Annotated in this window: 20 protein-coding genes; 6 read left to right on the top strand and 14 right to left on the bottom strand. The window is 62.3% G+C overall.

Translation table 11 applies throughout. The features are described 5' to 3' along the window. From ACSQ26_RS27330 to ACSQ26_RS27340, 3 genes are all read right to left on the bottom strand, one after another. On the bottom strand, window positions 1-2,328 hold the full coding sequence (locus ACSQ26_RS27330; protein WP_436014556.1) for a bifunctional salicylyl-CoA 5-hydroxylase/oxidoreductase: 2,328 nt from the start codon (window positions 2,326-2,328) through the stop codon (window positions 1-3). A gap of 152 nt (window positions 2,329-2,480) precedes the next feature. Continuing rightward, window positions 2,481-3,002 (bottom strand): flavin reductase family protein, encoded by a 522-nt coding sequence (locus tag ACSQ26_RS27335; RefSeq protein ID WP_436014558.1) that lies wholly within the window; start codon window positions 3,000-3,002, stop codon window positions 2,481-2,483. Between the two features lie 100 nt (window positions 3,003-3,102). Beyond that, window positions 3,103-4,221, bottom strand: a complete 1,119-nt coding sequence (locus tag ACSQ26_RS27340; RefSeq protein WP_436014560.1) for an LLM class flavin-dependent oxidoreductase — start codon at window positions 4,219-4,221, stop codon at window positions 3,103-3,105. Between the two features lie 140 nt (window positions 4,222-4,361). Between ACSQ26_RS27340 and ACSQ26_RS27345 the strand changes: the two genes are divergently transcribed. Next, window positions 4,362-4,916 (top strand): winged helix DNA-binding protein, encoded by a 555-nt coding sequence (locus ACSQ26_RS27345; RefSeq protein WP_436014562.1) that lies wholly within the window; start codon window positions 4,362-4,364, stop codon window positions 4,914-4,916. A gap of 65 nt (window positions 4,917-4,981) precedes the next feature. On the opposite strand, the gene ACSQ26_RS27350 is transcribed toward ACSQ26_RS27345, so the two are convergent. The 3 genes from ACSQ26_RS27350 to ACSQ26_RS27360 are packed head-to-tail and all read right to left on the bottom strand — an operon-like array spanning window position 4,982 to window position 7,582. Continuing rightward, window positions 4,982-6,220, bottom strand: a complete 1,239-nt coding sequence (locus ACSQ26_RS27350) for a styrene monooxygenase/indole monooxygenase family protein (protein ID WP_436014564.1) — start codon at window positions 6,218-6,220, stop codon at window positions 4,982-4,984. Between the two features lie 42 nt (window positions 6,221-6,262). Continuing rightward, on the bottom strand, window positions 6,263-7,048 hold the full coding sequence (locus ACSQ26_RS27355) for an SDR family oxidoreductase (protein ID WP_436014566.1): 786 nt from the start codon (window positions 7,046-7,048) through the stop codon (window positions 6,263-6,265). 39 nt (window positions 7,049-7,087) lie between these two features. Then, entirely contained in the window at window positions 7,088-7,582 is a 495-nt protein-coding gene (locus ACSQ26_RS27360) for a flavin reductase family protein (RefSeq protein WP_258158703.1), read from the bottom strand. A gap of 189 nt (window positions 7,583-7,771) precedes the next feature. Here ACSQ26_RS27360 and ACSQ26_RS27365 point away from each other — a divergent pair, with 189 nt between their 5' ends. Beyond that, window positions 7,772-8,752 (top strand): AraC family transcriptional regulator, encoded by a 981-nt coding sequence (locus ACSQ26_RS27365; RefSeq protein WP_436014568.1) that lies wholly within the window; start codon window positions 7,772-7,774, stop codon window positions 8,750-8,752. Between the two features lie 102 nt (window positions 8,753-8,854). Next, window positions 8,855-9,208, top strand: a complete 354-nt coding sequence (locus ACSQ26_RS27370) for a hypothetical protein (RefSeq protein WP_436014570.1) — start codon at window positions 8,855-8,857, stop codon at window positions 9,206-9,208. 9 nt (window positions 9,209-9,217) lie between these two features. On the opposite strand, the gene ACSQ26_RS27375 is transcribed toward ACSQ26_RS27370, so the two are convergent. The 5 genes from ACSQ26_RS27375 to ACSQ26_RS27395 all read right to left on the bottom strand — a co-directional run bounded on the left by ACSQ26_RS27375 (window position 9,218) and on the right by ACSQ26_RS27395 (window position 14,410). Next, window positions 9,218-10,051 (bottom strand): ATP-binding cassette domain-containing protein, encoded by an 834-nt coding sequence (locus ACSQ26_RS27375; protein WP_436014572.1) that lies wholly within the window; start codon window positions 10,049-10,051, stop codon window positions 9,218-9,220. Next, window positions 10,051-10,911, bottom strand: a complete 861-nt coding sequence (locus tag ACSQ26_RS27380; RefSeq protein WP_436014574.1) for an ABC transporter ATP-binding protein — start codon at window positions 10,909-10,911, stop codon at window positions 10,051-10,053. The genes ACSQ26_RS27375 and ACSQ26_RS27380 overlap by 1 nt, the downstream gene beginning before the upstream one ends. Beyond that, window positions 10,908-11,756: an ABC transporter permease gene (locus ACSQ26_RS27385; RefSeq protein WP_436014576.1), complete on the bottom strand. Its 849-nt coding sequence runs from the start codon at window positions 11,754-11,756 to the stop codon at window positions 10,908-10,910. The genes ACSQ26_RS27380 and ACSQ26_RS27385 overlap by 4 nt, the downstream gene beginning before the upstream one ends. Further along, entirely contained in the window at window positions 11,749-12,762 is a 1,014-nt protein-coding gene (locus tag ACSQ26_RS27390; protein ID WP_436014578.1) for an ABC transporter permease, read from the bottom strand. Before ACSQ26_RS27390 ends, ACSQ26_RS27385 begins: the two co-directional genes overlap by 8 nt. A gap of 112 nt (window positions 12,763-12,874) precedes the next feature. Continuing rightward, window positions 12,875-14,410: an ABC transporter substrate-binding protein gene (locus ACSQ26_RS27395; RefSeq protein WP_436014580.1), complete on the bottom strand. Its 1,536-nt coding sequence runs from the start codon at window positions 14,408-14,410 to the stop codon at window positions 12,875-12,877. 318 nt (window positions 14,411-14,728) lie between these two features. On the opposite strand from ACSQ26_RS27395, the gene ACSQ26_RS27400 reads away from it, so the two are divergent. Together ACSQ26_RS27400 and ACSQ26_RS27405 are read left to right on the top strand one after the other, a co-directional pair. Then, entirely contained in the window at window positions 14,729-16,882 is a 2,154-nt protein-coding gene (locus ACSQ26_RS27400; RefSeq protein ID WP_436014582.1) for a thiamine pyrophosphate-dependent enzyme, read from the top strand. A gap of 10 nt (window positions 16,883-16,892) precedes the next feature. Then, window positions 16,893-18,452, top strand: coding sequence for an indolepyruvate oxidoreductase subunit beta family protein (locus ACSQ26_RS27405; RefSeq protein ID WP_436014584.1), 1,560 nt, complete (start codon window positions 16,893-16,895; stop codon window positions 18,450-18,452). Between the two features lie 15 nt (window positions 18,453-18,467). On the opposite strand, the gene ACSQ26_RS27410 is transcribed toward ACSQ26_RS27405, so the two are convergent. The 3 genes from ACSQ26_RS27410 to ACSQ26_RS27420 are packed head-to-tail and all read right to left on the bottom strand — an operon-like array spanning window position 18,468 to window position 21,425. Beyond that, window positions 18,468-18,974: a MarR family winged helix-turn-helix transcriptional regulator gene (locus tag ACSQ26_RS27410; protein ID WP_436014586.1), complete on the bottom strand. Its 507-nt coding sequence runs from the start codon at window positions 18,972-18,974 to the stop codon at window positions 18,468-18,470. Window positions 18,975-18,989: 15 nt separating this feature from the next. Next, complete coding sequence (locus ACSQ26_RS27415; RefSeq protein ID WP_436014588.1) at window positions 18,990-20,579, bottom strand: phytoene desaturase family protein; 1,590 nt, start codon at window positions 20,577-20,579, stop codon at window positions 18,990-18,992. 60 nt (window positions 20,580-20,639) lie between these two features. Beyond that, entirely contained in the window at window positions 20,640-21,425 is a 786-nt protein-coding gene (locus tag ACSQ26_RS27420) for a cyclase family protein (RefSeq protein ID WP_436014590.1), read from the bottom strand. A 286-nt stretch (window positions 21,426-21,711) separates the two neighbouring features. On the opposite strand from ACSQ26_RS27420, the gene ACSQ26_RS27425 reads away from it, so the two are divergent. Next, complete coding sequence (locus ACSQ26_RS27425) at window positions 21,712-23,283, top strand: phytoene desaturase family protein (protein WP_436014592.1); 1,572 nt, start codon at window positions 21,712-21,714, stop codon at window positions 23,281-23,283. Window positions 23,284-23,301: the final 18 nt, after the last annotated feature.

Here is a 23,301-nt window from a genome sequence, read left to right on the forward strand (position 1 = left end):
CTATTTCGCTCCAGCCGCAGCTGCCTGCTTCTCGCGGGCGAGGTTGGTCTCGTATTGGGTCTTGCCGGCATAATACTGCTTCGGCCAGGATATCGTGTTGATGCCGATCTTTGCCGCCTCGTGCAGCGTCCAGGCCGGATCGGCGAGATGCGGGCGCGCGACGGCGCAGAGATCGGCGCGGCCGGCGGCGATGATGGAATTGGCATGATCCGCTTCGGATATCGCTCCGACGGCGATGGTCGGAATGCCCACCTCGTTGCGGATCTTGTCGGAGAACGGCGTCTGGAACAGGCGGCCATAGACCGGCGTCTCCTCCTTCCACACCTGACCCGAGGAGCAGTCGATCACGTCGGCACCAGCTTCCTTGAACATTGCCGCGAAGATCGCAGCGTCCTCCGGCGTGTTGCCGCCGTCGAACCAATCATGGCACGAGAGGCGAACCGAGATCGGCTTGTCCTCAGGCCAGACGGCGCGGATCGCCCGGAACACTTCGAGCGGATAGCGCGCGCGCGCCGCATGGTCGCCGCCATATTCGTCTGTGCGCGTGTTGGTGAGCGGCGACAAGAAGCTCGACAGAAGATAGCCGTGGGCGCAGTGCAGTTCGAGCCAATCCGCGCCGGTACTCGCTGCAAGTTCCGCAGCCCGGACATGATCGGCCAGGACACGGTCTAGGTCGGCGCGATCCATCACCTTCGGCACCTGGCTGTGCTTGAGATAGGGCAGCGCGGAGGCAGAGATCAGGGGCCAGTTGCCCTCATCGAGTGGCTGGTCCGTGCCTTCCCAGGCGAGCTTCGTCGAGCCCTTGCGGCCGGCATGGCCCAACTGGATGCCGACCTTCGCCGGCGTGTTGAAATGGACGAATTCGACCAGCCGTCTCCAGGCATCGGCCTGCTCCTCGTTCCACAGCCCGAGGCAGCCCGGCGTGATGCGGGCATCCGGTGAAACGCAGGTCATCTCGCCAAAGACGAGGCCGGCGCCGCCCATGGCCCGCGACCCGATATGGACGAGATGGAAGTCGTCGATCAGGCCGTCCTTGGCCGAATACATCGCCATCGGCGACATGACGATCCGGTTCGGTAGCGTGACGCCACGCACCGTATAGGGCGTGAACATCGGAGGCAGGCAGCGGTCATTACTCGTCGAAACCATGCCAGCCTTTCCGGCGAACCAGCGCTCATAGCCCTCAAGCCAGTTTGAATCCCTGAGACGCAGGTTCTCGTGGCTGATGCGCTGGGAGCGCGTCAGCATCGAATACATGAATTGCTCGGGCTCCAGCGTATCGGCATAGCGGCGGCCGACGACCTCGAACCATTCCATGGCGTTGCGCGCGGCATTCTGGATGCGTGCGACATCGACACGGCGGATTTCTTCATAAGCCTCGAGGACGGCGGGAATCTTGTCCTTGTCGTGGCCGAGCCTGTTGAACTGGTTGGTGAGTTCGATCGCATCGTCGATCGCGAGCTTGGTGCCCGAGCCAATGGCGAAATGCGCAGTATGCGCCGCGTCGCCCATGAGGACGACATGTGACTGGCCATTGAAATGGCTCCACTTGCCGCAGATCAGGCGGTTGAAATTGAGCCAGGCCGAGCCGCGCATGTGGCGCGCATTGGTCATCAACTCGGCGCCGTCGAGCACTTCGGAGAACATGTCCTGGCAGAAATCGATCGAGTCTTGTTGGTCGAGTTCCCCCAGGCCGTGCTTCTCGTAAGCCTCCTCGGTGGTTTCGACGATGAAGGTCGAGGTCTGGTCGTCGAACTTGTAGATATGCGCCTGGAACCAGCCATGATCCGTCTTGCGGAAATCGAAGGTGAAGGCATCGTAGAGCTTGTTGGTGCCGAGCCAGATGTAGCGGTTCGGCCGTGTGATGAGATCGGGCTGGAAGACTTCCGGATAGCGATTGCGGATCTTCGAGTTGAAACCGTCCGATGCGATGATCAGGTCGGCGTCGGGGTAATCGAGATCGCTGTTCACATCGGTCTCAAACGTCAGTTCAACGCCGAGCGCCTCGCAACGGCGCTGCAGGATGTTGAGCAGCTTCTTGCGGCCGATGCCGACGAAGCCGTGGCCGGAGGTGCGCTGGCGGGTGCCCTTGAACAACACCTCGATGTCATCCCAGTGGTTGAAGGCATCCTGGATTTCGGCGGCGCTTTCCGGATCCCATACCTTCATCGCTTCCATGGTCGCATCGGAAAAGACGACGCCCCAGCCGAACGTGTCGTAGGGCCGGTTGCGCTCGACGACGGTGATGGAGTGTTCGGGATGGAGCTTCTTCATCAGGAGCCCGAAATAGAGGCCGGCCGGTCCGCCGCCGATGCATACGATTCGCATGTCAGTTTCCTCTGTTCCGATCGATGGCTTATGGTTATTTATTTTAAGGTTAAAGTAAATTCGCGAACGGCTCCTGTCAATGGCTTTATACCGCCGTGGAGATATTTTAAGGTTAAAATATCTCTGCGGGACACACCTGATGCCGCCAGGGGTCAGGGCGAGACGGTATCGATCGGGCGATATCCGCCCTTCCAGTAGATCAGTGCACCTTTCGCCTCGCCGATCTCGATGGAGCGAACCCGGCCGATGAGGATCGCGTGGGTGGATTTCTCGATCATTTCCTCGATCTCGCAGTCGAGCGCCACTGCGGCGCCGTCCAGAAGCGGTGCACCGGTGAGACCGCTCCGCCACTTGCCCAGCGCAAAGCGGTCGGCGCCCTTGACGCCGCCTTGTCCAGTGAAACGCTCGGCGATCGGTTGGTGATGAGGCGCCAGCGAATTGACGCCGAAATGGCCGAAAGCGTCGAAGAGGGGCCACGACGACGAGTTGCGGTTGACGCAGACCAGCATCAGCGGCGGGTCGACGGACAGCGATACGGTCGACGTGGCGACGAGGCCGGAACGGCGGTCTCCGGCGCCGACCGTTATGACGCTGACATTGCCGGCAAAATGGCGCATCGCCGAGCGATAGTCGGCGGCGTCGGGCGCCGGTGCCGTCATCAATTGCACTTCCATTCTGCTCTCCCTCGGTTGAGCGCATCGCCGAGATCCACGACGTGAGATAGGCGGAGCTCCGCCGCGACGCCACCCAGCGGCGTCGCGGCGGGAACGCCGGTCAGGCCGCGGCCGCCTCCGCGGACACTGCCCGGCGAATGCCGCGTGCTTCCAGGATCGGCAGGACGTGATCGCGGAAATAGGGGAATTCCTCGGCATAATCGACAAAGGACAAGGTGGTGCCGCCGAAACCGGCGGCATGCAGCGAGAGGATGCCCTCCGCCACCTGTTCAGGCGTGCCAACCAGCGGGAAACCGCCATGGCCGGCGGCCATCCGGTCGCGGATCAGCGCCAGCAGATCATGCGGGAATGATTGCGCATGGGCAAACTGCAGCCGGACGAGATTGTCCACGGCCTCCCAATCGGCATTGGTCTGGCCGAAATGATGAAGGTAGTCCTTTGCCTCCTTCTCGGTCGGGCGGCAGACGACATGGCTGAAGGTCAGCACGCCGACCTTGCGCCCTTCATCCGCGGCCTGCTGCTTGAGCGCAGCGACTTCTTCCTTGGAGCGTTCGAGATCGATCGCCGGGGTGAACAGGAAGTCGGCATTCTTTACCGCAAAGGCCCGGCCCTGACCGGAACCCGCCGCGTTCAGGATGGGTGCCTTGCGCGACGGGCGCGGATCGCCGAGAACGTTCTTGAGCTTGAAGTGCTTGCTATCCCAGTCGAAGGCCTCGATTTTCGTCCAGAGCGCCTTGACGACGTCGAACCACTCTTGTGCATAGCCGTACCGATCTTCGTGACCCGACGGCAATTCGAGGCCGAGCGCTTCGTATTCCGGTTGATTCCAGCCTGCGACGATGTTGAGGCCGATGCGGCCTCGGCTGATCTGGTCGATCGTCGCCATCTGCTTTGCGACCACCACCGGATGATTGGCTGCGACGTGGATCGTCGCGAAGACGTTGATGTTCCTTGTATGGGCCAGCAAGCCCGTCGCCCAGGTCACCGTCTCAAGGACGTTGCCGTGGAAATTGGTCTCGCCGCCATAGCCGATCCAGCGGGCGATCGGCAGCATGAAGTCGATGCCGGCGTCGTCGAGCATCTTCCCGAGGCGCAGATTGTTGTCCCAGGAATTGACCCAGCGCTCCGGCACCGTGGTCACCGACATGCCGCCGGAGCAATTTGTAGAGAAGGTTCCGAGCAAAAACTGCCCGTCTGCGAACATGCTGTTCTCAGTCATCGTAGTTCCCCGATTTTTTAACAGAAATTACAATAGAAAATCTATTTTAAATTTAGAACTTGTCAACAGGAAAACGATGACGGATGTCTAGTTTCATCGATGATCGCAGCGCCGGCGATGCCGGTTTGGGGAAAACAGAAATGAAAACAAAAGGCAATCCGCCCGGGGCGGGGCCGGCGGCAGTCGACCGGAGTTGGCACCTCGCGCGCAATCCGCTGGAAGTCGACGTTGCCGAACTCGAATATGCGCTGATGCGGGCCTTCGAGGCCTTTGGGCGCTGGCAGGGCGAATGCCTGGCCTCGGTGATCGATCTGGTGGCGAGCGGCCCGGAAAACGCCATGCTGCACATCATCCGCATGCATGACCGGCCGAAGACGATCAAGGATCTCGCCCGGCTCGCCAATCGCGAGGACATTCCCAACATGCAATACAGCCTGCGCAAGCTGATCGGAGCGGGGCTTGTGGCGAGATCAGGCAGCGGCCGTTCGGGCGTGACCTATTCGGTCACTGAAAAGGGCCGGGAGGTCACCGATCGCTATGCCGATGTGCGCGCCTCGCTGTTGATCAAGGCCGTGCAATCCGTGCCTGATTTCCAGAGCCGGCTGCAGGATGCGGCCGCCACGCTCGATCTGCTGACCGGCATCTACGAGCAGGTCGCGCGCACTGCTGCGACCCATCGCCGGTTCCACGGATAGCGACCTCAGGCAAATGTGGCGACCATGCGCGTCGCCGCACATGGTCGATTTGAGCTGCCGCCCGATCAGGCCGCGAGCCGACCCAGATAGGCATCCGCCTCTTCCGGCACCGCGAACCAGGGGAAGAAATCGCGCGGGTCGTTGAAGCCGTTGGCGATGCGCTTGGCGAGAACAGGGAACGCCTGCGCCGAACCCATGATGTTGAGCACATGCGGCGGCGGCGGCTGGAGAAGCGCATTGGTCCAGCCGGTGACGAACTGGGCGTAGTTCCAGTAGGAATCGAAGGTCGCCTGCATGAAGGCGGCGTCATAGGGACGATCGCCGTGTTCGACGATCGCGTCCATATAGGTCTTGGCGGACTTCGACGCATTGTTCGAGCCCTGGCCGGTGATCGGATCGTTGAGGCAGACGGCGTCCGCCATGCCGAGAACCACTGCGCCCGACGGCAGCCTGCCGACCGGTTTGCGCACGGTGGGCGCAAAAGCGCCGGCGAGGATGCCGTTGTCATCCGTCAGCGAGACGTTGCGGTTGCGATCGGCTTCCCACGGAAGGAACGTGTCGAGGATCCATTTCGACTTGGCAAGATGCTCGTCCGGCGTCTTCACATCCTTCCAGCAATCCATCGGGCCGCCGGGAATGCCCTCGAACACCATGATCTCGCAGGGGCCGTTCACCGTCAGTGCCGGAAAGACGAAATACTCGCCGACGGTTGGGATCAGATTGAAGTTGACGGCTGAGTGATCCGCGCGCGGCAGCATGCCGTTGACATAGGTCAGCGCCAGCGCACGCTGCGGCTTGTCGAAGGGGGATTTTTTCGCATCGCGTTCGAAGAGCTTCGCGATCTCGCCCTTGCCCGCCGCGACGATCACCAGTTCCGACTGTTTCGCGTAGCGTTCGAGATCGTCGATACCGGCGTCGAGGATGGTGATGGTGCCGCCGCGGCGTTCGAATTCCTCCATCCAGCGCGGGATCTTGACCCGCTGGTCGACGCTCTGTCCTGGCTTGTCGAGCTTGCCGTTCCAGTCAATCGCCTTGTTGCCCGACCCATCGGGCGCCGGCACAACGAAGTTGATCGAGTCGACGGTCGGGCATTCCTTGTCCCAGAAGTTCAGCCCGAGATCGCGTTCGTTCTGCAGCGCCGCGTCGAACATGCACTGGCTGGACAGCACCTTGCCGCTGCGAACCTGTTCGGCTGTGCGATTCTGGACGATATCGACCTCGTAGCCGTTGGAAAGCAGGCCGCAGCCGAGCTGGAGGCCGGACTGTCCGCCGCCGACGATGGTGATCTTGCGTGATGTGCTCATTGTTTTGGTTCCCACTCTGGATTGTTGTTCAATGCCACTCATTCATTCCATGAGCTTCGGGATCGCCGGCACGTTCTGTTCGGGACCCATGGCGGTGTAGCCGCCGTCGACCCGGATATCGGTGCCGGTGATGAAGCTCGCATTGTCGGAGAGGAGGAAGGCGACGGCCTCGCCGACTTCCTCGGGATCGCCGGTGCGGCCTAGGAGATGGAAAGGAGCCGCGACCTTGTCGGTCTTCTCGCGGTTGTCGTTGGTGAGCTGGACCATGATGTTGCTCCAGGTCCAGCCCGGGGAGACGGCGTTGACGCGAATGCCATCGGGCGCAAGGTCCATGGCCTGGTTGCGGGTTAGTTGCAGGATCGCCGCTTTCGACACCGGATAGACCCAGCGGCCCGTCTGGGCGACGCGCGATGAGATCGAGCCGAAATTGACGATCGCCCCCTTGTTGGCCTTGAGATGAGGATGGGCGGCCTGCATCAGCATCACCGAGCCGACGATGTTGACGTCAAGCGCCTTCAGCCAGTCGGAGCGGTTGGTTTCGACGCCGTTGTCGAGATAGGTGCAGGCGACGTTGACGAGGAAATCGAGCCGGCCGGTCGTTTCGACGGTCTTGGCGACCAGCGCGGCGATCTCGTCGTCGCTGGTAATGTCGGTGCGGATGAAGCTGGCATTGTCCCCAAGCTTTTCAGCCGCTGCCGCGCCGTCCGCCTCGTTGATGTCGGCGATGACGGTCTTGGCGCCATAGCCGATGAGCGTTGCCGCAACCGCCTGGCCGATCAGGGTGGCGCCACCCGAGATGATGGCTGTCTTTCCGTTCAATCCACGCATGAAGTTCCCCATTCCAGTTCTTGGATATTGTTTTTTGGATCAACTCGCCGGCTGCGTCGTGGTGAAGCCGCCGCCGACATAGACGAGCGGCTCGGCGCCGCTGGTGTCGCTGACCGTCTTGCGGACGCGGCCGATCAGGATCACATGGGTGGCGAAATCGACCGCCTGTTCGAGGTCGCAGTCGAAACTGGCGATCGCGCCATCGAGAACGGGCGCGCCGGTATCGGCATCCTGCCAGTCGCCCACCGTAAATCTTTCCGCGCCTGCAAGCGTGGTGCGGCCAGCGAAGGTCTCGGCGACGGGCTGTTGCGCCCGGGTCAGAACGTTGACGCAGAAATTGCCGCTCTCCGGGGCGATCTGTCCGACCCAGGTGTCGCGGTTGATGCAGGCGACCACCGAGGGCGGCTCGACTGTCAGCGAGCAGACCGCGGTCGCAGTGACGCCGCGCGGTTCTCCGTTCAGGCCGCGCGTGGTCACGACGGTGACGGCGCCGGCGACCTGGCGCATCGCTGCGCGGAACGTGTCCTTGTCCATGGCGCCTTACTCCTCATGTCAGGGCGAGCGGATAGTCCGGGACTTTCATTCACTTTAAATCTAAAGTATCGTCATGATCCGCCGGTCCGGCATGGAGGACAATCCGGATCGCGCAGACGAATATCCAGATCCGGCAAGCCGTTTAGGAATCGTCAGTGGCCGCCCTGCTATCCGGGCTGGAGAAAGCCGATGGTGCGAGAAGACACGCCGCTCTCCCGTTTTGCCGCCGTCGATACGCGCGCGCCCGACGATGCGCGGGAGGCGATCGGCCGGATCTTTTGCCCGCACTTCCTCAATCCTGTCGGCCCTTCGGCCGGGTCATTTCATGCCCGCCACCATACGGTACAGCAGATCGACTATTCGGTAAACTTCGTCGCTTATGGCTCGACGGTCGAGATCGATCCCGGCGAGCTCTCCCGTTTCTTCCTGTTGCAATTGCCGATCAGGGGTAGCGCGAAAGTGCGATGCGGCACCGTTGCTACCGATGTCGAGGCGTGCGTGCGGGGCTCGATCCTGTCGCCGACGCTCGGCACGCGCATGACATGGAACGAAGGCTGCGAGAAGCTCATTGTCCTTCTCCGGCGCGAGGCCGTCGAGACCCAGTTCGAGGTCCTCACACATGAAAGAATGCGGACGATCGAGTTCGACACGGGCGTCGATCTCACCGGCCCGGCCGGCAGCGCCATCTGGCAGCACGCGCAATTGATGCTCGGCGCCGCGGAGGCGGCCGGCGGCATGCCCGACGCCTACCGCATGCTGCTCAGGGACGGGTTGACCACGCTCCTGCTTTCCAGTCTTGCCAGCAGTGTCGCATCGGCATTCCAGCGGCCCGCCCCATCGGCGGGTCCGGTCGCGGTACGGCGGGCGCAGGATTTCATGGCCGCCAATGCCGAGTGGGCGATCTCGATGGCTGAGATCGCCGCCGCATCCGGCGTTTCGCTGCGTTCGCTTCAGGATGCTTATCGCAAGTCGCGAGGGGTGACGCTGGGCGAAGGGCTGCTTTCGCTGCGGCTCGAGCGGTTCCGGGCGGCACTGGTCGCACGGGATGGTATGCCTTCAGTTTCCGCCGCTGCCTTCGTCGCCGGGTTCGGTCATCTCGGCCGCGCCGCCGCGGCCTATCGCGAGCGTTATGGCGAAACACCGTTTGAAACGCTCAGGCGACGAATGTGACGTCCGCGTCGTTTTCCCGATTGCATCGAATAGACAAAGCCGTGCAGCCGTTTCGCTATCCAAACGGGCGTGAACCAACCGCCGCTATTTGGAGAAAGCGAAATGAGAATTTCAATCGGCATGCTCCTGGGCGCAGTCGGCGGAACCTGCCTGTTTGCATCGCAGGCGATGGCTGGCCCCGCATTCGCCTATTCATGGCTCACGACCGACAAGTCGTTCGATCAATGCATCGACGTGGCGAAAGGCATCATGTCGGAGCGGCAGTATCCACATGTGCAGACGACGCGTTTCGGCGTCACGGGTGAGACCGTTGAGGAGACGCTCTTCATCAATTGCGAAGACAGCCGGCACGTTTCGCTCGTGCTGATGCTGCGCACAGGTCGTCCAGGTTACGGCGATATCGACGCTGTGGTTGCCTTGATGCAGAAGCAATTGGATGCGGTCGGCGTTCAATAGGCAAGTGGCTTACTGGATCTCTTCGACCAACGTCTCGCGGCCCAGCCAGTCCGGATCGATCTCAGGGAGCGGGATCGCGTCGAGCAGAGCGCGAGTATAGCTCGATTTCGGCGCGGCGAAGACCTGATCGCATGGGCCTTCCTCGACCACCTTGCCGAAGCGCATCACATAGACGCGATCGCAGATCGCACGGATGACCGAGAGATCGTGGCTGATGAAGGCCATGGCAAGGCCGAGATCGCGACTGAGGTCCTTGAGCAGGTTGAGCACCTGCGCCTGGGTCGAGACATCCAGTCCCGAAACGATTTCATCGGCCAGCACGAAGTCCGGCTCCAAGAGTGCGGCGCGGGCGATGCCGATCCGCTGGCGCTGGCCGCCCGAGAGTTCATGCGGATTGCGGTCGAGCACTACATCAGGTAGGGCGAAGCGGTCGAGCATGCGCCTGACGCGCGCCTCCGCATCGGCGGCATTCCGAGTAAGACCATGGAGCAGCAACGGCTCGACGAGGATACGCCGCACCGAATGGCGCGGGTTAAGCGAGGCCATCGGGTCCTGGAAGATCATCTGCATGCGCCGCCTCAGCGGTCGCATGCGATTGTCGGGGAGATGCGTAATTTCCGTGTCATCGAAGAGGATTTCTCCGGCCGAGACATCGACCAACCTCAGGAGCGCGCGGCCGAGCGTCGTCTTGCCCGAACCGGATTCGCCGACAATGCCGACGGTCTCCCCGCGCTTGATCGAAACATCGACGCCGTGCAGCACCTTGTGACCCGTGCCGCCGAACAGGCCGCCACCGCCATAGCTAACTTCCAGACCTTTTGCGACAAGCAGATGCCCAGCCATCACGTGATCCCGATCTCGGCGCGAAGTTGTTCGAACACCGCCTGCGGCACCGGCTCCAGCCCGGCGTCTGGCCGATCATAGCGCGGCCCGGCCGCGATCAGCGCCTTGGTGTAATTGTGGCGCGGTGCGCTCAGCACATCCGCCGTGCGGCCCTCCTCGATCACCTTGCCGGCATAGAGCAATGTGACGCTGTCGCAGATCTGGGCGACGACACCGAGATCGTGGGTTACGAAGATCACACCGGTGCCATACGCCTGCTGCATGCCGCGGATCAAGCGCAGGATTTGTTTCTGCACCGTCACATCGAGCGCCGTCGTCGGCTCGTCCGCCACCACCAGCTTCGGCTCCAGTGCGAAGGCGGCGGCAATCAGCACGCGCTGGCGCATACCGCCGGAGAGCTCATGCGGATATGCGCGCAGGACGCGTTCGGGGTCACGGATATGGACCTCCTCGAGCAGCTTCAATGCCTTTACATGCGCTTCTCGGGCGGAGAGGCCACGGCGCATCCTCAGGCCATCCGTCAGTTGTGCCTCGATCCTGCGGCCGGGATTGAGCGCGGTCTGGGGATCCTGCGGTATCAGCGAGATCTCGCTGCCCATGATGTTGCGCAATTCGCGTTGCGGCAGCGTGAGCAGGTTCTTGCCCTCGAAGCGGATCGCGCCCGATGTCACGCGTACGGTTCGCGGCAGGATGCCGAGCAGCGCCTTGGCGATGGTCGACTTGCCTGCCCCGCTCTCGCCGACGAGGCCGCGCACTTCGCCGCGCTCCAGCGTCAGCCCGACATCGCGCAGGATGGGCGCACCCTTCTCGCGGTCGGAAACCGCACACAGGCCGGTGATGGAAAGAAGAGGCTCGATCATCGGCGCATCATCGGGTCGAGCGCCCGGCGCAATCCGTCGCCGAGCTGGTTGAAGGCGAGAACGGTGAGGAAGAGCATGGCGAGCGGCGCCATCAGCACCCACCAGCCCTGGTAAATGATCGCGCGGCCCTGGGCGATCATGCCGCCCCAGGTCGGCGTATCCGACGAGACCGATAGGCCGACAAAGGACAGGATCGCCTCGACGATGACTGCGATGCCCATTTCGAGACTGACGAGTGCCACGAGCACTGGCGCGACATTCGGCAGGATTTCGCTGATCAGGATGCGGAAGCGCGAAAAGCCGATGGTGCGGGCCGCGGTGACATAGTCGTTCTGCGCCTGCGCCATGGTTTCCGAGCGTACGACGCGACAGAAGCGCGTCCAGTCGATGATGACGATCGCCGCGATCACCGAATGCACGCCCGAGCCGAGCACGGCCACCAGCAGGATCGACAGCAGCACCGGCGGAAAGGCCATCCAGATATCGACCAGCCGCGAGATCACCACATCGACCCAGCCGCGATACCATCCGGCGAGCAGGCCCAATGTGGTACCGACCAGCGCGGCAAGCCCGGCGGCCACGAAGGCGACGATCAATGCGATCCGAGTGCCGTGGATCAGGCGTGAGAGCACGTCGCGGCCGAGATCGTCGGTGCCGAACCAGTAGCCCGGCTCGGCGCCGCTGTAGTTAGCGGGCGGCAGCGTGCCCAGCATCAGGTCCTGTTCGAGCGGGTCCTTCGGGGCGATCCAGGGCGCGAAAAGCGCCATCAGGATCAGCAGCAGGATGAACCCGCCTGCGATGACGACCTTCGGTTCAGCCAGCATGGCGAGGAGCGACTTACGCATGGCGGAGCCTGGGATTGAAGGCAGCCACAAGCAGGTCGACGCCCAAGTTGATGAGTATGAACAGCGCGCCGAACACCAGAACCAAACCCTGGATGAGCGGCAGGTCGCGATTGATCACGGCATCGATGGCCATGTTGCCGATGCCGGGATAGGCGAAGATGCGCTCGACAATGACGGTGCCGCCGATCAGGAAGGTGAACTGCACGCCGGTCAGCGCGATGGTTGGGCCGACGGCGTTGCGCAGCGCCTCCTGCAGGATCAGGCGCAGCGTCGATTTACCCTTGAGCTTGGCGAGCAGGATATAGTCCTGCACCATCGCTTCGAGCAGCGCTTCCTTGAGCACGCGGGCGATGATCGCCGCGAGTGGGAGGCCGAGCGCCAGAACCGGCATGATCATGTGCGAGGCAATGTCGGCGAATTCGGTGAAGCGTAACGTGGCGAGGCTTTCGAGCAGGTAGAATGGCGTGGCGAAATCATTCTGCACGCTCGGATCGATGCGGCCCGACAAGGGCAAGATCGGAAAGAACACGCCGAACACGAGGACGAGCGCCAGCGCCCACACGAAGTCGGGTACGGCGAGCACCGTGCCATTGACGGTATCCACGATAGGTTCGAGGAAAGTACGGCGGACCAGCGTGCCCGCTATCGCGACGGCGCCGCCCACGACAATCGCGAAGACGAGGGCCGCGGCAGCGAGTTCGAGCGTGGCCGGCAGGCGTTCGCCGAGCAGTTCCAGTACGCTGCGCCGGAGCGAAATGGATGTGCCGAAGTCGCCGGCGAGGATCGCCTTCAGCCAGATCCAGAACTGCGACAGGATCGAGCCGTCGAGGCCGTAGTTCGCGCGCATCTGCGCAATCTGCTCGGGCGTCGAGCCGGGCGAAATCATCATCGCGATCGGATCACCCGGCACGACGCGCAGGAGCACGAAGACCACGACGCCGACCCCGAGCAGAGTGATTGCCGCAAGGCCAAGACGACTGAGAATGGAGAGTGCAAGAGCGGGCATAAAAAGGTGCCTTACGCAGCCGGGGCTTGAAAGCTATCCGAGCGCATCCAACCGGGCAAGCCAGCGAGAGATAAAGGGAGGACCGGGTCTTGGCGACCCGGTCCGGAGGCTGTCATGTCTTGGAGACGAGCGTCGGCTGTAGCGCGCCCGACACATTCGGCGTCACCTTGAGCGCGGACTTGTAGACGACCGGCTGGGCATATTGCAGCAGCGGGATCACATAGCCCTGCTCGGCAATATATTTGCTGACGGCCTTCCAGCCGGCGATGCGCTTGGCCTCGTCCTTCTCGCCCCAGAGCGGGCCAATCATGCCGTCGAGATCATCCGTGTTCCACACCGAGTGCGGCGAGGGTCCGAACATGGCGAAACCGGTCGAGGTCGTCGGGTCGCCGATCGCATTGCCCCAGTTGTAGAAGGCGGCCGGGGCGAGCTTGTCGGCGGCGCGAAGCTCGTAATGCTTGGCGATTTCGTAGACCTCGATCTCGGCCTCGATGCCCACCTTGCGCCACATGCCGACGATCGCCTGGACCATTTCGTAGTCCTTCGGCTTCAGGCCGCGCGTCGACTGGATCTTGAACTTGACCGGCTTGTCGGTCGAGAAGCCGGAGTCGGCGAGGAGCTTCTTGGCGAGTTCCGGATCATACGGCACCTTGATCGACGCATCGTAGGCCGAATATTCCGGGGCTTCGAGCGTGTCGAGCGGCACGCCGTAGCCGCGCAGCAGACGCTCGACGATAGCCTTCTTGTCGATGGCGTGATTTGCAGCAAGACGGACATTCTTGTCGTTCATCACATCGATATTGTTGAGGAAGATCATGCCGATATCGGAAATCGGGGTGGCGACGCCGGCGAGCCCTTCCTTCTCCTTGAGACGGTCGAAGTCCTCATAGGAGATTTCCAACGTGATGTCCGAGGAGCCGGATTCGATTTCGGCAACGCGACTGGTGCCATCGGGTACGAACTTGAAGATCACGGTCTCGAAGGCCGGCTTGTCGCCCCAATAGTTCGGATTGGCCTTGAGGCGCAGGAAGGCGTTGCCTTCGTAGGCATCGACCATATAGGGGCCGGTGCCGACAGGCTTCTTCTCGAAGCCTTCCGCGCCGACCTTTTCGTAATAGGCCTTGGGCAGGACGTAGCCGGTCAGGAACGCCATCCACATGAAGAATGTGGGCTCGAAGCGAACCACATCGCCGGTGATCTTGTTGCCTTCGATCTTGTAGTTTGCGGCGGTGGACCAGATGAACTGGATCGGGTTGCCGGTCTTTTCGTTGGCTGCGCGCTCCAGAGACCAGACGACATCTTCCGGGGTGAAGGGCGAGCCGTCATGCCAGGTCACGCCCTCGCGCACATCCATCCACACTTTGGTCTTATCGTCGTTCCAACCCCAGGCGGTCAGAAGTCCCGGCTGGAACTTGAGATCGGGTGCCTGGCCGACATACTGGTCGAAGATCGAGCGGTAGATGGCCTGGATCGTCGGGTTGACGGCGGAAGGACCGACCGTCGGGTCGAATGAAGGCAGGTTGACGTTGAAGGCGATTGTCAGCGTGCCGGGCTCCGCGGCCTGCACCGGCATGCGGCCGGCAAGAACGCTGGTCAGGAAGGCGGCAGCACCCAGACCCAGCGTCTGGCGGCGTGTAATATCAATCATGTCTGAACTCCGTCGTTCCCCTGTACGGCGGCATCCGCAATGCGTTTGCTCGTGCCGTCAATTTTTGTTGATCGGAATGTTTTAATCTTAAAATAAGCGTCTGGAATTTTGCAAGCGGATTCTTTCGCCTGTTTCGATGATTTTGGCACGCATTATATGCTGACGCATATTAATGTCGCCCCGAAGGGCCAAACGCGTCCGCTCTCAATTGGTAAAGCACATGGGGCCATTTGTTGTTTGACAATTGCGCTTATGAAGAAATATGATTTTGCATGTTTCAGAGACGACGCCTCTAAACGAGGTCAGGGAGGTCAGGCAGTGGCTGAGAGATCATTTGCGAGAGAGGTCGAGGACCTCAAGCTCGGTGACGGTGAAATCTTCCGTGGCGAGGGCATTCTTGCCATCACCAAGGCGCTTCTGCAATCGGGCGTCTCCTATGTCGGCGGTTATCAGGGCTCGCCGATTTCGCACCTGATGGATGTGCTGGCGGACGCAAAGGACGTGATGGAAGACCTCGGCGTCCACTTCGAGACATCGGCTTCGGAAGCGGCGGCGGCCGCCATGCTGTCCGCTTCGGTCATGTATCCGGTGCGCGGTGCCGTGACCTGGAAATCGACGGCCGGCACCAACGTCGCCTCGGACGCGCTCTCGAACCTTTCCTCGGGCGGGGTGACCGGCGGCGCGATGATCATCATCGGCGAGGACTATGGCGAAGGTTCCTCGATCATGCAGGAACGGAGCCATGCCTTTGCGATGAAATCGCAGCTCTGGCTTCTGACGCCGCGCCCGAACCTGCCGTCCATCGTCGATATTGTCGAGCAGGGCTTCCAGCTATCGGAAGCGTCGAACACGCCCGTCATGCTGCAGGTGGGCATCCGCAGTTGCCACGTCCACGGCCAGTTCGTCGCCAAGGACAACAAGCGGCCGGATTTCACGCTCCGGCAGGCGCTCGAGAACCCCGTGCGCGACGTCAACCGGATCGTGTTGCCGCCGGCGTCCTTCATGCACGAAAAGGAGAAGCTGGAGAAGCGCTGGCCCGCCGCCGTCAATTTCATCCGCGAGCGCAAGCTCAACGAATATTTCGGGCCGTCCGAGGGGGCTGTCGGCATCATCCTCCAGGGCGGGCTCTATAACGGCGTGATGCGTGCGCTCCAGCAGCTCGGCCTCGCCGATGTCTATGGCGAATCCTCGGTGCCTCTCTATGTGATGAACGTGTCCTATCCCTTGATCGACGAGGAGATCGCGGATTTCTGCATCGGCAAGCAAGCCGTGCTGATGGTCGAGGAAGGCGCGCCGGAATATATCGAGCAGTCGCTCAACACTCTCCTGCGCCGTCGCGATATCCAGACGAAGCTGTCGGGCAAGGATGTCCTGCCGATGGGCGGCGAATATACCGCGCCGGTGCTCGTCAAGGGGATCCAGAGCTTCCTGGAAACCTATCAGCGCATTCTGCTCGGCAACCAGCCGCCGATCCCGGACCCCTCGCATGTGCTAAGCGACCCGAAGGTGAAGGCGCTGGCGGAAGTCGTGCCGCTGCGTCCGCCCGGCTTCTGCATCGGCTGTCCCGAGCGGCCGATCTTCGCGGCGATGAAGCTGGTAGAGAACGAGCTCGGCCAGCATCACGTGTCAGGCGATATCGGCTGTCACCTGTTCTCGATCCTGCCACCCTTCAACATCGGCTCGACCACGATGGGCTACGGCCTGTCGCCGGCGGCGGCCTCGGCGTTCAACGTCAAGGCCGACAAGCGGGTGATCTCTGTGATGGGCGACGGCGGCTTCTGGCATAACGGGTTGGCAACCTCGATCGGCAATGCGGTGTTCAACAAGCAGGATGGCGTCATCCTCGTTGTCGACAATTTCTATTCGGCGGCGACCGGCGGGCAGGACATCCTCTCGTCGCGCGCCGATAATCCACGCCGCAAGACCAACAATTCGATCGTCAATGCGGTCAAGGGCGTCGGCGCCACCTGGGTGCGCCAGATCGACCACACCTATGACGTCACCAAGATGCGCGACACGTTGCGCGAAGCTCTGACCACCAAGGAAGAAGGCCCGAAGATCATCGTCGCCTCGTCCGAATGCATGCTCAACAAGCAGCGCCGGGTGAAGCCGCTGTTCGCCAAGGCGGTGAAGGACGGCAAGCGCATGGTCAAGGAGCGTTTCGGCGTCGACGAGGACGTCTGCACCGGCGACCATGCCTGCATCCGCCTTTCCGGCTGCCCGTCGCTCTCGGTCAAGCATACCGACGATCCGTTGAAGGACGACCCGGTCGCGGCAATCGACAACAATTGTGTTGGCTGCGGCAATTGCGGCGAGGTCTCGGAAGCCGCCGTACTCTGTCCGTCCTTCTATCGCGCCGACATTATCCACAATCCGACCGGCTGGGATCGCTTCGTGGCCCGGGTCCGTGGCGCTGTGATCGGCTGGCTGCAGGCCCGCCGCCAGTCGCGCCGCGTGCTGTTTGCCGAGTGAGGATCGCGCCATGAACGAACATGTTTCCATCGATACGGCGGCACCCGTCCGTCAGTCCACCGACAAGCCGCTGGCCATCGCGGTGCTCGCCATGGGCGGTCAGGGCGGCGGCGTGCTGGCCGACTGGATTGTCACTCTCGCCGAAGCCCAGGGCTGGATGGCCCAGACGACCTCGGTGCCGGGCGTCGCCCAGCGCACGGGAGCGACCATCTATTACATCGAGATGCTGCCGGAGAAGGATGGCCACGCGCCGATCTTCTCGCTGATGCCGACGCCTGGTGATGTCGATGTCGTCATGGCTGCTGAGTTGATGGAAGCCGGCCGCTCGGTTCTGCGCGGCCTCGTGACTCCTGACAAGACGACCCTGATCGCCTCCACCCACCGCTCGTTCGCGGTCGCGGAGAAGCAAACGCCGGGAGACGGTATCGGCAATCCCGAGGTGGTGGTCGATGCCACGGATTTCGCTGCGAAACGCACCATTGCCTTCGACATGGAAGCACTTGCGGTGAAGAATGGCAGCGTGATCTCGGCCTCGATGTTCGGCGCGCTGGCGGGTTCGGGCGCGCTTCCTTTCGCGCGCGAGGCCTTCGAGGCGACGATCCGTGCCGGCGGCAAGGGTATCGAGCCCTCGATCAAGGCATTTGGCGCGGCTTTCGAACGCGCCAGGAACAATCCGCGCGATCCGGTTTCGGCGAAGCCGGTGAAGCGGCTCGATCCGCTGCCATCGTCGGCCGGTCATCCGGCGCTCGACCAGCTACTGGGCCGTATCCGCACGGACTTTCCGGCGGAAACCCATGCGATGCTTTATGCCGGTGCCAAGAAGCTGACGGATTTCCAGGATCCCGCCTATGCTGGTGAGTATCTCGATCGTGTTTCCGCACTTCTTGTGCTTGACCGGGCCAATGGCGGCGAGGCCAAGGGCTTTGCCTTCACGCTGCAGGCGGCGAAATATGTCGCCGTGGCCATGGCCTATGACGACGTGATCCGCGTCGCCGATCTCAAGGTGCGCGAGTCGCGCTTCGAGCGCGTCCGCAAGGAAGTCGGCGCCAAAGACGACCAGGTCGTTTACATGACCGAGTACATGCATCCACGCATGGAGGAGGTGTGCGGCACGCTTCCCAAGAGGCTTGGTCTCTGGATCGAAAACAGTCCGAAGTTTTTCGCCTTCCTCGACCGACGGGTGAACAAGGGCAGGCGGGTCAGGACGGCGACGCTCTTCTGGTTCATGGGACTCTATCTGGTCTCGGCGATGCGCAGCCGCCGGCGCGGCACGCTGCGGCATTCCCGCGAGATGGAACATATGGAAGCCTGGCTGACGACGGCGACCGAACTGCTGCCAGAGAATTACGATCTCGCGACCGAGGTGCTGGCAGCCCGTCGTCTGGTCAAAGGCTATTCGGACACGCATTCGCGTGGCCTGTCGAAATTCGACCGGGTGCTCTCGGCGCTGCCTATGCTGCGGGATCGCGAGGATGGCGCCGACTGGCTGCGGCGGCTGAAACAGGCGGCGTTACTCGATGAAGGTGGCATCGCGCTGGATGGTGCGCTCAAGACGGTGGCGACGCTTTAGGCCTCGCGCGGCCCCTCAAATCTCATGCTTCCGTATATTCTGCAGCACCCGGTGCAGCACGGCAACGAAGGTCTTGTACTCCTCCTCCTCGATGCCCTGGAACATCTTGAGGAAATCGTCATACATGGTCGGCCAGATCTTTTCGAAAGCGGCGCGACCGTCCTCGGTGATGGTCACGTCGCGCACCCGCATGTCGTCGGGTCGTGGCTGGCGGCGGATGAAGCCCTGGTCCTCGAGGGAATCGAGCGTGCGGCTCATCGTCGATTGCTCGGTCACGGCGAAGACGGAGAGTTCGTTGATCGTCACCGACGGTGTGATCGAGAGGATAGCCAGCGCGCGCATCTTGGCCGTGGTCATGTCGAGCGCCTTGAGATCGTCGGCGAGATTGGCGTTCCAGCGCGAGATCACCCGGTTCATCAGGTAGGGCGCGAAGTTGTTCAGGCCGATCTCGCCCATGGTCGGACGCTTGGCTTCGGGGCCATCGAGGGGCCGGAGCACTGTGCCGGAGAACCGTTCGATCATGCCAATGCTCTTGCTCTATTTCAGGGATGAGGCGAGCAGGAAACCCGAACCGCCGCCAAGGCCGGGACCTGGATGCGTCGAGGCACCGATATGGTAGAGGCCGGGCACATGCGTGCGGTGGTTCACCGACGACTTGAACGGCCGCCAGACGAAGAACTGGTCGACGCCGCAGAAACCGCCATAGGGATCGCCGCCGACGAGGTTCATGTTCATCCGTTCGAGATCGGCCGGGGAATAGGCTTTGCGGGCGATGACATTCTCCGACCAGCCGTCGATATGGCGCTCGAGAATGCGCTCGACGCGATCGGCGAACTGCTCGCGGAGTTCCTCGGTCCATTGGCCGTCCTGCGGGATCGGCAGATGGGCGGCCGCATCACCCTTGATGTAGCGTGGCGCTTCGGGAAGTTGTAGCCAGAGGATCGCCTTGCCATCCGGCGCGCGGCTCGGGTCGAAGGCGGTCGGCTGGCCGACGCAGATGGTGGGGACATCGGGCAGCAGTCCCCGTTCGCATTCGTTGGCGGCGCGGGAGACGCCGTCGAGACCGGGCGTGAGATGGAGCAGCGCGACCTTTGAAAGTTCTTCCCCGGCCTTCCAGCGCGGCGGCGACTTCAGGGCGTAATGGATTTGCATGTTGCCCTTGCCGTAGCGATAGGTGCGCAGACCTTCCTTCACGTCGTCAGGCGCAGCCTTTGGAGACGTCTTAAGCAGCCGGTCATAGAGTTGGTTTGGTGTGACGGAAGCGATGACTCCCTGGCTCGCTTGCAGCACTTCACCGCCGGCGAGGCTGACGCCGGTGGCCTTGCCGCCCGCGCCTTCGAGAATGGCCTCGACATCCGCGCCGGTGCGGATCGTGCCACCATTGTCCGTGATCAGCCGATCGAAAGCCTTGAGCAGGTTCTCCGCACCACCCTTCACCACTGGGCAGCCTGCCATTTCGATAGCGAAGCCGATGACCTTCAGCATCTCGCCAGAATAGGCGCTTTCGGGGCCAAGGCCGCAATGCAGCACCCAGGGCGCGAACAGCGCCTGCATGACATCGGACTTGTAGGTGGTTTCGAGATGGGCGCGGCCGCTGACCAGCGCATCGCCGAACCAGGCCGCGAGACCGCGGGGCCCGCGCTTCCATGCTTCCTTGAGAACCGTCTTGAAAATACTGCCGGACCAGAGCGCGCCGCCGAGCAGCGAGAACAGGAACGGTGCATCGCCGCCCAGCTTGTCCATTTCGCGGGAGAAGGCTTGCCCGTCGCCCACTGCCAACGCTTCGAAGGCGGCAACGTTCCGCTGCCTGTTCTTCGACAGGATGGCGTGGCGGCCGTCCGGCATCAGCACGCCGGTTGGCAGGTCCGCATGGGCGAATTCGAGGCCACGGGCTTCAAGGTCCTTGCCGAGCGCGCCATAGGCCGGCGAGGTGAGAAACAGCACCATGGTCGTCGCCATGACATCGTGCTTGAAGCCGGGCTCGGTGATTTCCTCGGTGCGCAGGCAGCCGCCGATGCGGTCGTTGCGTTCGAGGACGAGAACCTTCTTGCCCCTCTTTCCAAGCAGGGCAGCGGCCACCAATGCGTTGATGCCGCTGCCGACGACGATATAGTCAAAGCTGCTCATGGCGCCCCATCCCTAGGGATATGAAAAGGCCGGCGGGGCGTGCCGCGCCGGCCATATGTCTTACTTGGAGACCAGCGCCAGCGCGCGGATCGGCGAGCCGGTGCCCTTGACGAATTTGAGTGGGGCGGCGATCAGGATCGCGCCCTTGGCCGGCAGTTGGTCGAGATGGCACAGGCTGGCCAGACCATAGCGGCCGGCCTTGTGCATCAGGTTATGCGCGGGGAAAGGCGGGTTCATGCCGCCGGCCGAACCGGCATCGGTGCCGATCGTTTCCTGGCCCCAGCCCATGATCTTCTTCGACACGAGGTATTCGATCGCTTCGGCGGTCGGCCCAGGCGAATGCGGGCCATTTTCGTCGGCATTGAGGAAGGTTTCGGTCGAGCCGTTGCGCTTGTACCAGTCGGTGCGCATCACCACCCAGCTGTTCTCCTCGATCGCGCCGTGCTCGGCTTCCCATTCCTTGATGCTCTCGACGGTGAGCAGGTAGTCGGGATTGGCAGCGGACTCCTTGGAACGGTCGATGACATTCACCGGACCGACGAAGGCCTGTGGCGGGATGGTATCCGTGGTATTGTCGGGCAGGTCCTTGCCCGTGACCCAATGACAGGGCGCATCGAAATGGGTGCCGGTATGCTCACCGAGTTCCAGCCAGTTCCACGCCCAGAACGGACCGTTGGCATCATATTGCGAAATCTCGTGCACTTTGACGCTGGGCGTGTTCTTGCCGAACTGTGGCGGCAGGTACAGCACCGGCGTATCCGGTCCGAGCGGTGCAGAGAGGTCCACCACTTTGATGGAACCGGAAAGAAGCGCTTTCGCGACATCGTTGAGAATGTTGGCTGACATGGTGTGTTCCCTTGTTTTCCCGGGTCTACGCACGGCCGATCCTCCGCGCCGTAGCTGCTCCCTGCCGGCAACGCTAAGACAGCAAATATGAAAATGCAAGTATCGTAGCTGAGCTGAGGCGAGGCCCGTGCGACGGCGAGGATGTCCACTATCGGGCTGAATTATATCAATAAAATCGTCCTCCGAAGGGAACAAAATAAACCTTTAGGTTTCAAATATTTTCGCTTGCGGCGGCTTTTGCAAAATGTTTGCATATGAAACCAGCGACAATAAGGGGAATGGGGCCATGAATTACGATGCCATCGTCATCGGTGCCGGCCATAACGGCCTTGCCGCAGCTATCGAACTCGCTTCAAAGGGCTGGTCGGTCGCTGTGGTCGAAGCAAATGCCGAGCCCGGTGGCGCCGTCAAGACGCGTGAGGTGACGCAGCCCGGCTTCCGGCACGATCTCTGTCCCATGAACCTCTCGATGTTTGCGGGATCGGCATTCTTCAACAAGAACAAGGATGATCTGTTCGCTCATGGCCTCGGCTTTGTGCCGGCGGCGGATTGCTTCGCCAGCGTGTTCCGCGATCAGACCTGGCTCGGCGTCAGCACTGATCTCGAAAAGACGGCCGGTCGCATCGCCGCTTTCTCCGAAAAGGACGCCGCGGCATGGCGGGCGATGCTTGCGGAGTTTGGTGCCGATGCGCCGCATATTTTCGGGCTGCTTGGCTCGCCGATGCCTTCCCTCGCAGCCGCAAAGGTCGCATGGAAGGCATGGCGGGGCCGCGGCACGCGCTGGCTCTATGACACACTGAAGCTTCTCCTATCCTCGCCGCGCGACTTCCTCGATGCGCGCTTCGAGCATTCCAAAGTCAAGACGATGATGGCGGCCTGGGGGCTGCATCTCGATTTCGCACCCGACGTCGCCGGTGGCGCGCTGTTTCCCTATCTCGAATCCATGGCCAACCAGGCGTTCGGCATGGTGATCGGGCAGGGCGGCGCCGATACGATCATCCGGGCGATGACGTCGCTGCTGAAATCGAGGGGTGGCGAACTCATTCTCGGCAATGCCGTCGAGTGTATCGAAACCAGTGGCGGCAAGGCGACGGGCGTGCGGCTCGCCGATGGTCGCGTGCTGACGGCGCGCAAGGCGGTGATCGCCAACGCCCACCCACAACTCGTGTTCGGCACGTTGCTGCCACCAGATCCGGCGCGCGCCGAATTCGATGCACGGATCGCCAAATTCCGGGCCGGTCCGGGAACGATGATGATCCATCTCGCGCTCGATGGGCTGCCGGACTGGAAGGCGGGTGAGGAACTCAAGCGCTTTGCCTATGTCCATGTGGCGCCCGATCTCGAGATGATGAGCCGCGTCTATGCCGAGGCGGTCGGAGGCCTGCTGCCCGTGGAGCCTGCGCTGGTCGTCGGCCAGCCGACCGCGCTCGACCCGAGCCGCGCCCCTGAAGGCAAGCACGTTCTCTGGGTTCAGGTTCGCGTCCTGCCGGCAACGATTCGCGGCGACGCCAAGGGCGAGATCTCAGGCACGAACTGGGATGAGGTGAAGGAGGCCTATGCGGATCGTGTCATCGGCATTCTCGACTCCTATGCGCCTGGCATCAGTGCGAAGATCCTCGGCCGTTCGGTGTTCTCGCCGGTCGATCTTGAGCGCGAGAATCCGAATCTCGTCGGCGGCGACAACCTGTCCGGCTCGCACCATCTCGATCAGAATTTCCTCTTCCGCCCGGTCGCCGGTTACTCCCGCTACAAGACACCGGTGCCGTCGCTCTACATGTGCGGAGCATCGACCTGGCCGGGTGCCGGGACCGGTGCCGGCTCCGGTTTCATGCTGGCAAATATACTGGTGGGAAAGTGAGGGTGCTATGCAGAGATT

The sequence above is a fragment of the Rhizobium sp. LjRoot254 genome (genome assembly GCF_964254105.1).
Lineage (GTDB): Bacteria > Pseudomonadota > Alphaproteobacteria > Rhizobiales > Rhizobiaceae > Rhizobium_E.

Coding starts and splice junctions, on each gene's coding strand:
- ACSQ26_RS27330 (WP_436014556.1), bottom strand. CDS start 2,328: ATGCGAATCGTATGCATCGGCGGCGGACCGGCCGGCCTCTATTTCGGG.
- ACSQ26_RS27335 (WP_436014558.1), bottom strand. CDS start 3,002: ATGGAAGTGCAATTGATGACGGCACCGGCGCCCGACGCCGCCGACTAT.
- ACSQ26_RS27340 (WP_436014560.1), bottom strand. CDS start 4,221: ATGACTGAGAACAGCATGTTCGCAGACGGGCAGTTTTTGCTCGGAACC.
- ACSQ26_RS27345 (WP_436014562.1), top strand. CDS start 4,362: ATGAAAACAAAAGGCAATCCGCCCGGGGCGGGGCCGGCGGCAGTCGAC.
- ACSQ26_RS27350 (WP_436014564.1), bottom strand. CDS start 6,220: ATGAGCACATCACGCAAGATCACCATCGTCGGCGGCGGACAGTCCGGC.
- ACSQ26_RS27355 (WP_436014566.1), bottom strand. CDS start 7,048: ATGCGTGGATTGAACGGAAAGACAGCCATCATCTCGGGTGGCGCCACC.
- ACSQ26_RS27360 (WP_258158703.1), bottom strand. CDS start 7,582: ATGGACAAGGACACGTTCCGCGCAGCGATGCGCCAGGTCGCCGGCGCC.
- ACSQ26_RS27365 (WP_436014568.1), top strand. CDS start 7,772: ATGGTGCGAGAAGACACGCCGCTCTCCCGTTTTGCCGCCGTCGATACG.
- ACSQ26_RS27370 (WP_436014570.1), top strand. CDS start 8,855: ATGAGAATTTCAATCGGCATGCTCCTGGGCGCAGTCGGCGGAACCTGC.
- ACSQ26_RS27375 (WP_436014572.1), bottom strand. CDS start 10,051: ATGGCTGGGCATCTGCTTGTCGCAAAAGGTCTGGAAGTTAGCTATGGC.
- ACSQ26_RS27380 (WP_436014574.1), bottom strand. CDS start 10,911: ATGATCGAGCCTCTTCTTTCCATCACCGGCCTGTGTGCGGTTTCCGAC.
- ACSQ26_RS27385 (WP_436014576.1), bottom strand. CDS start 11,756: ATGCGTAAGTCGCTCCTCGCCATGCTGGCTGAACCGAAGGTCGTCATC.
- ACSQ26_RS27390 (WP_436014578.1), bottom strand. CDS start 12,762: ATGCCCGCTCTTGCACTCTCCATTCTCAGTCGTCTTGGCCTTGCGGCA.
- ACSQ26_RS27395 (WP_436014580.1), bottom strand. CDS start 14,410: ATGATTGATATTACACGCCGCCAGACGCTGGGTCTGGGTGCTGCCGCC.
- ACSQ26_RS27405 (WP_436014584.1), top strand. CDS start 16,893: ATGAACGAACATGTTTCCATCGATACGGCGGCACCCGTCCGTCAGTCC.
- ACSQ26_RS27410 (WP_436014586.1), bottom strand. CDS start 18,974: ATGATCGAACGGTTCTCCGGCACAGTGCTCCGGCCCCTCGATGGCCCC.
- ACSQ26_RS27415 (WP_436014588.1), bottom strand. CDS start 20,579: ATGAGCAGCTTTGACTATATCGTCGTCGGCAGCGGCATCAACGCATTG.
- ACSQ26_RS27420 (WP_436014590.1), bottom strand. CDS start 21,425: ATGTCAGCCAACATTCTCAACGATGTCGCGAAAGCGCTTCTTTCCGGT.
- ACSQ26_RS27425 (WP_436014592.1), top strand. CDS start 21,712: ATGAATTACGATGCCATCGTCATCGGTGCCGGCCATAACGGCCTTGCC.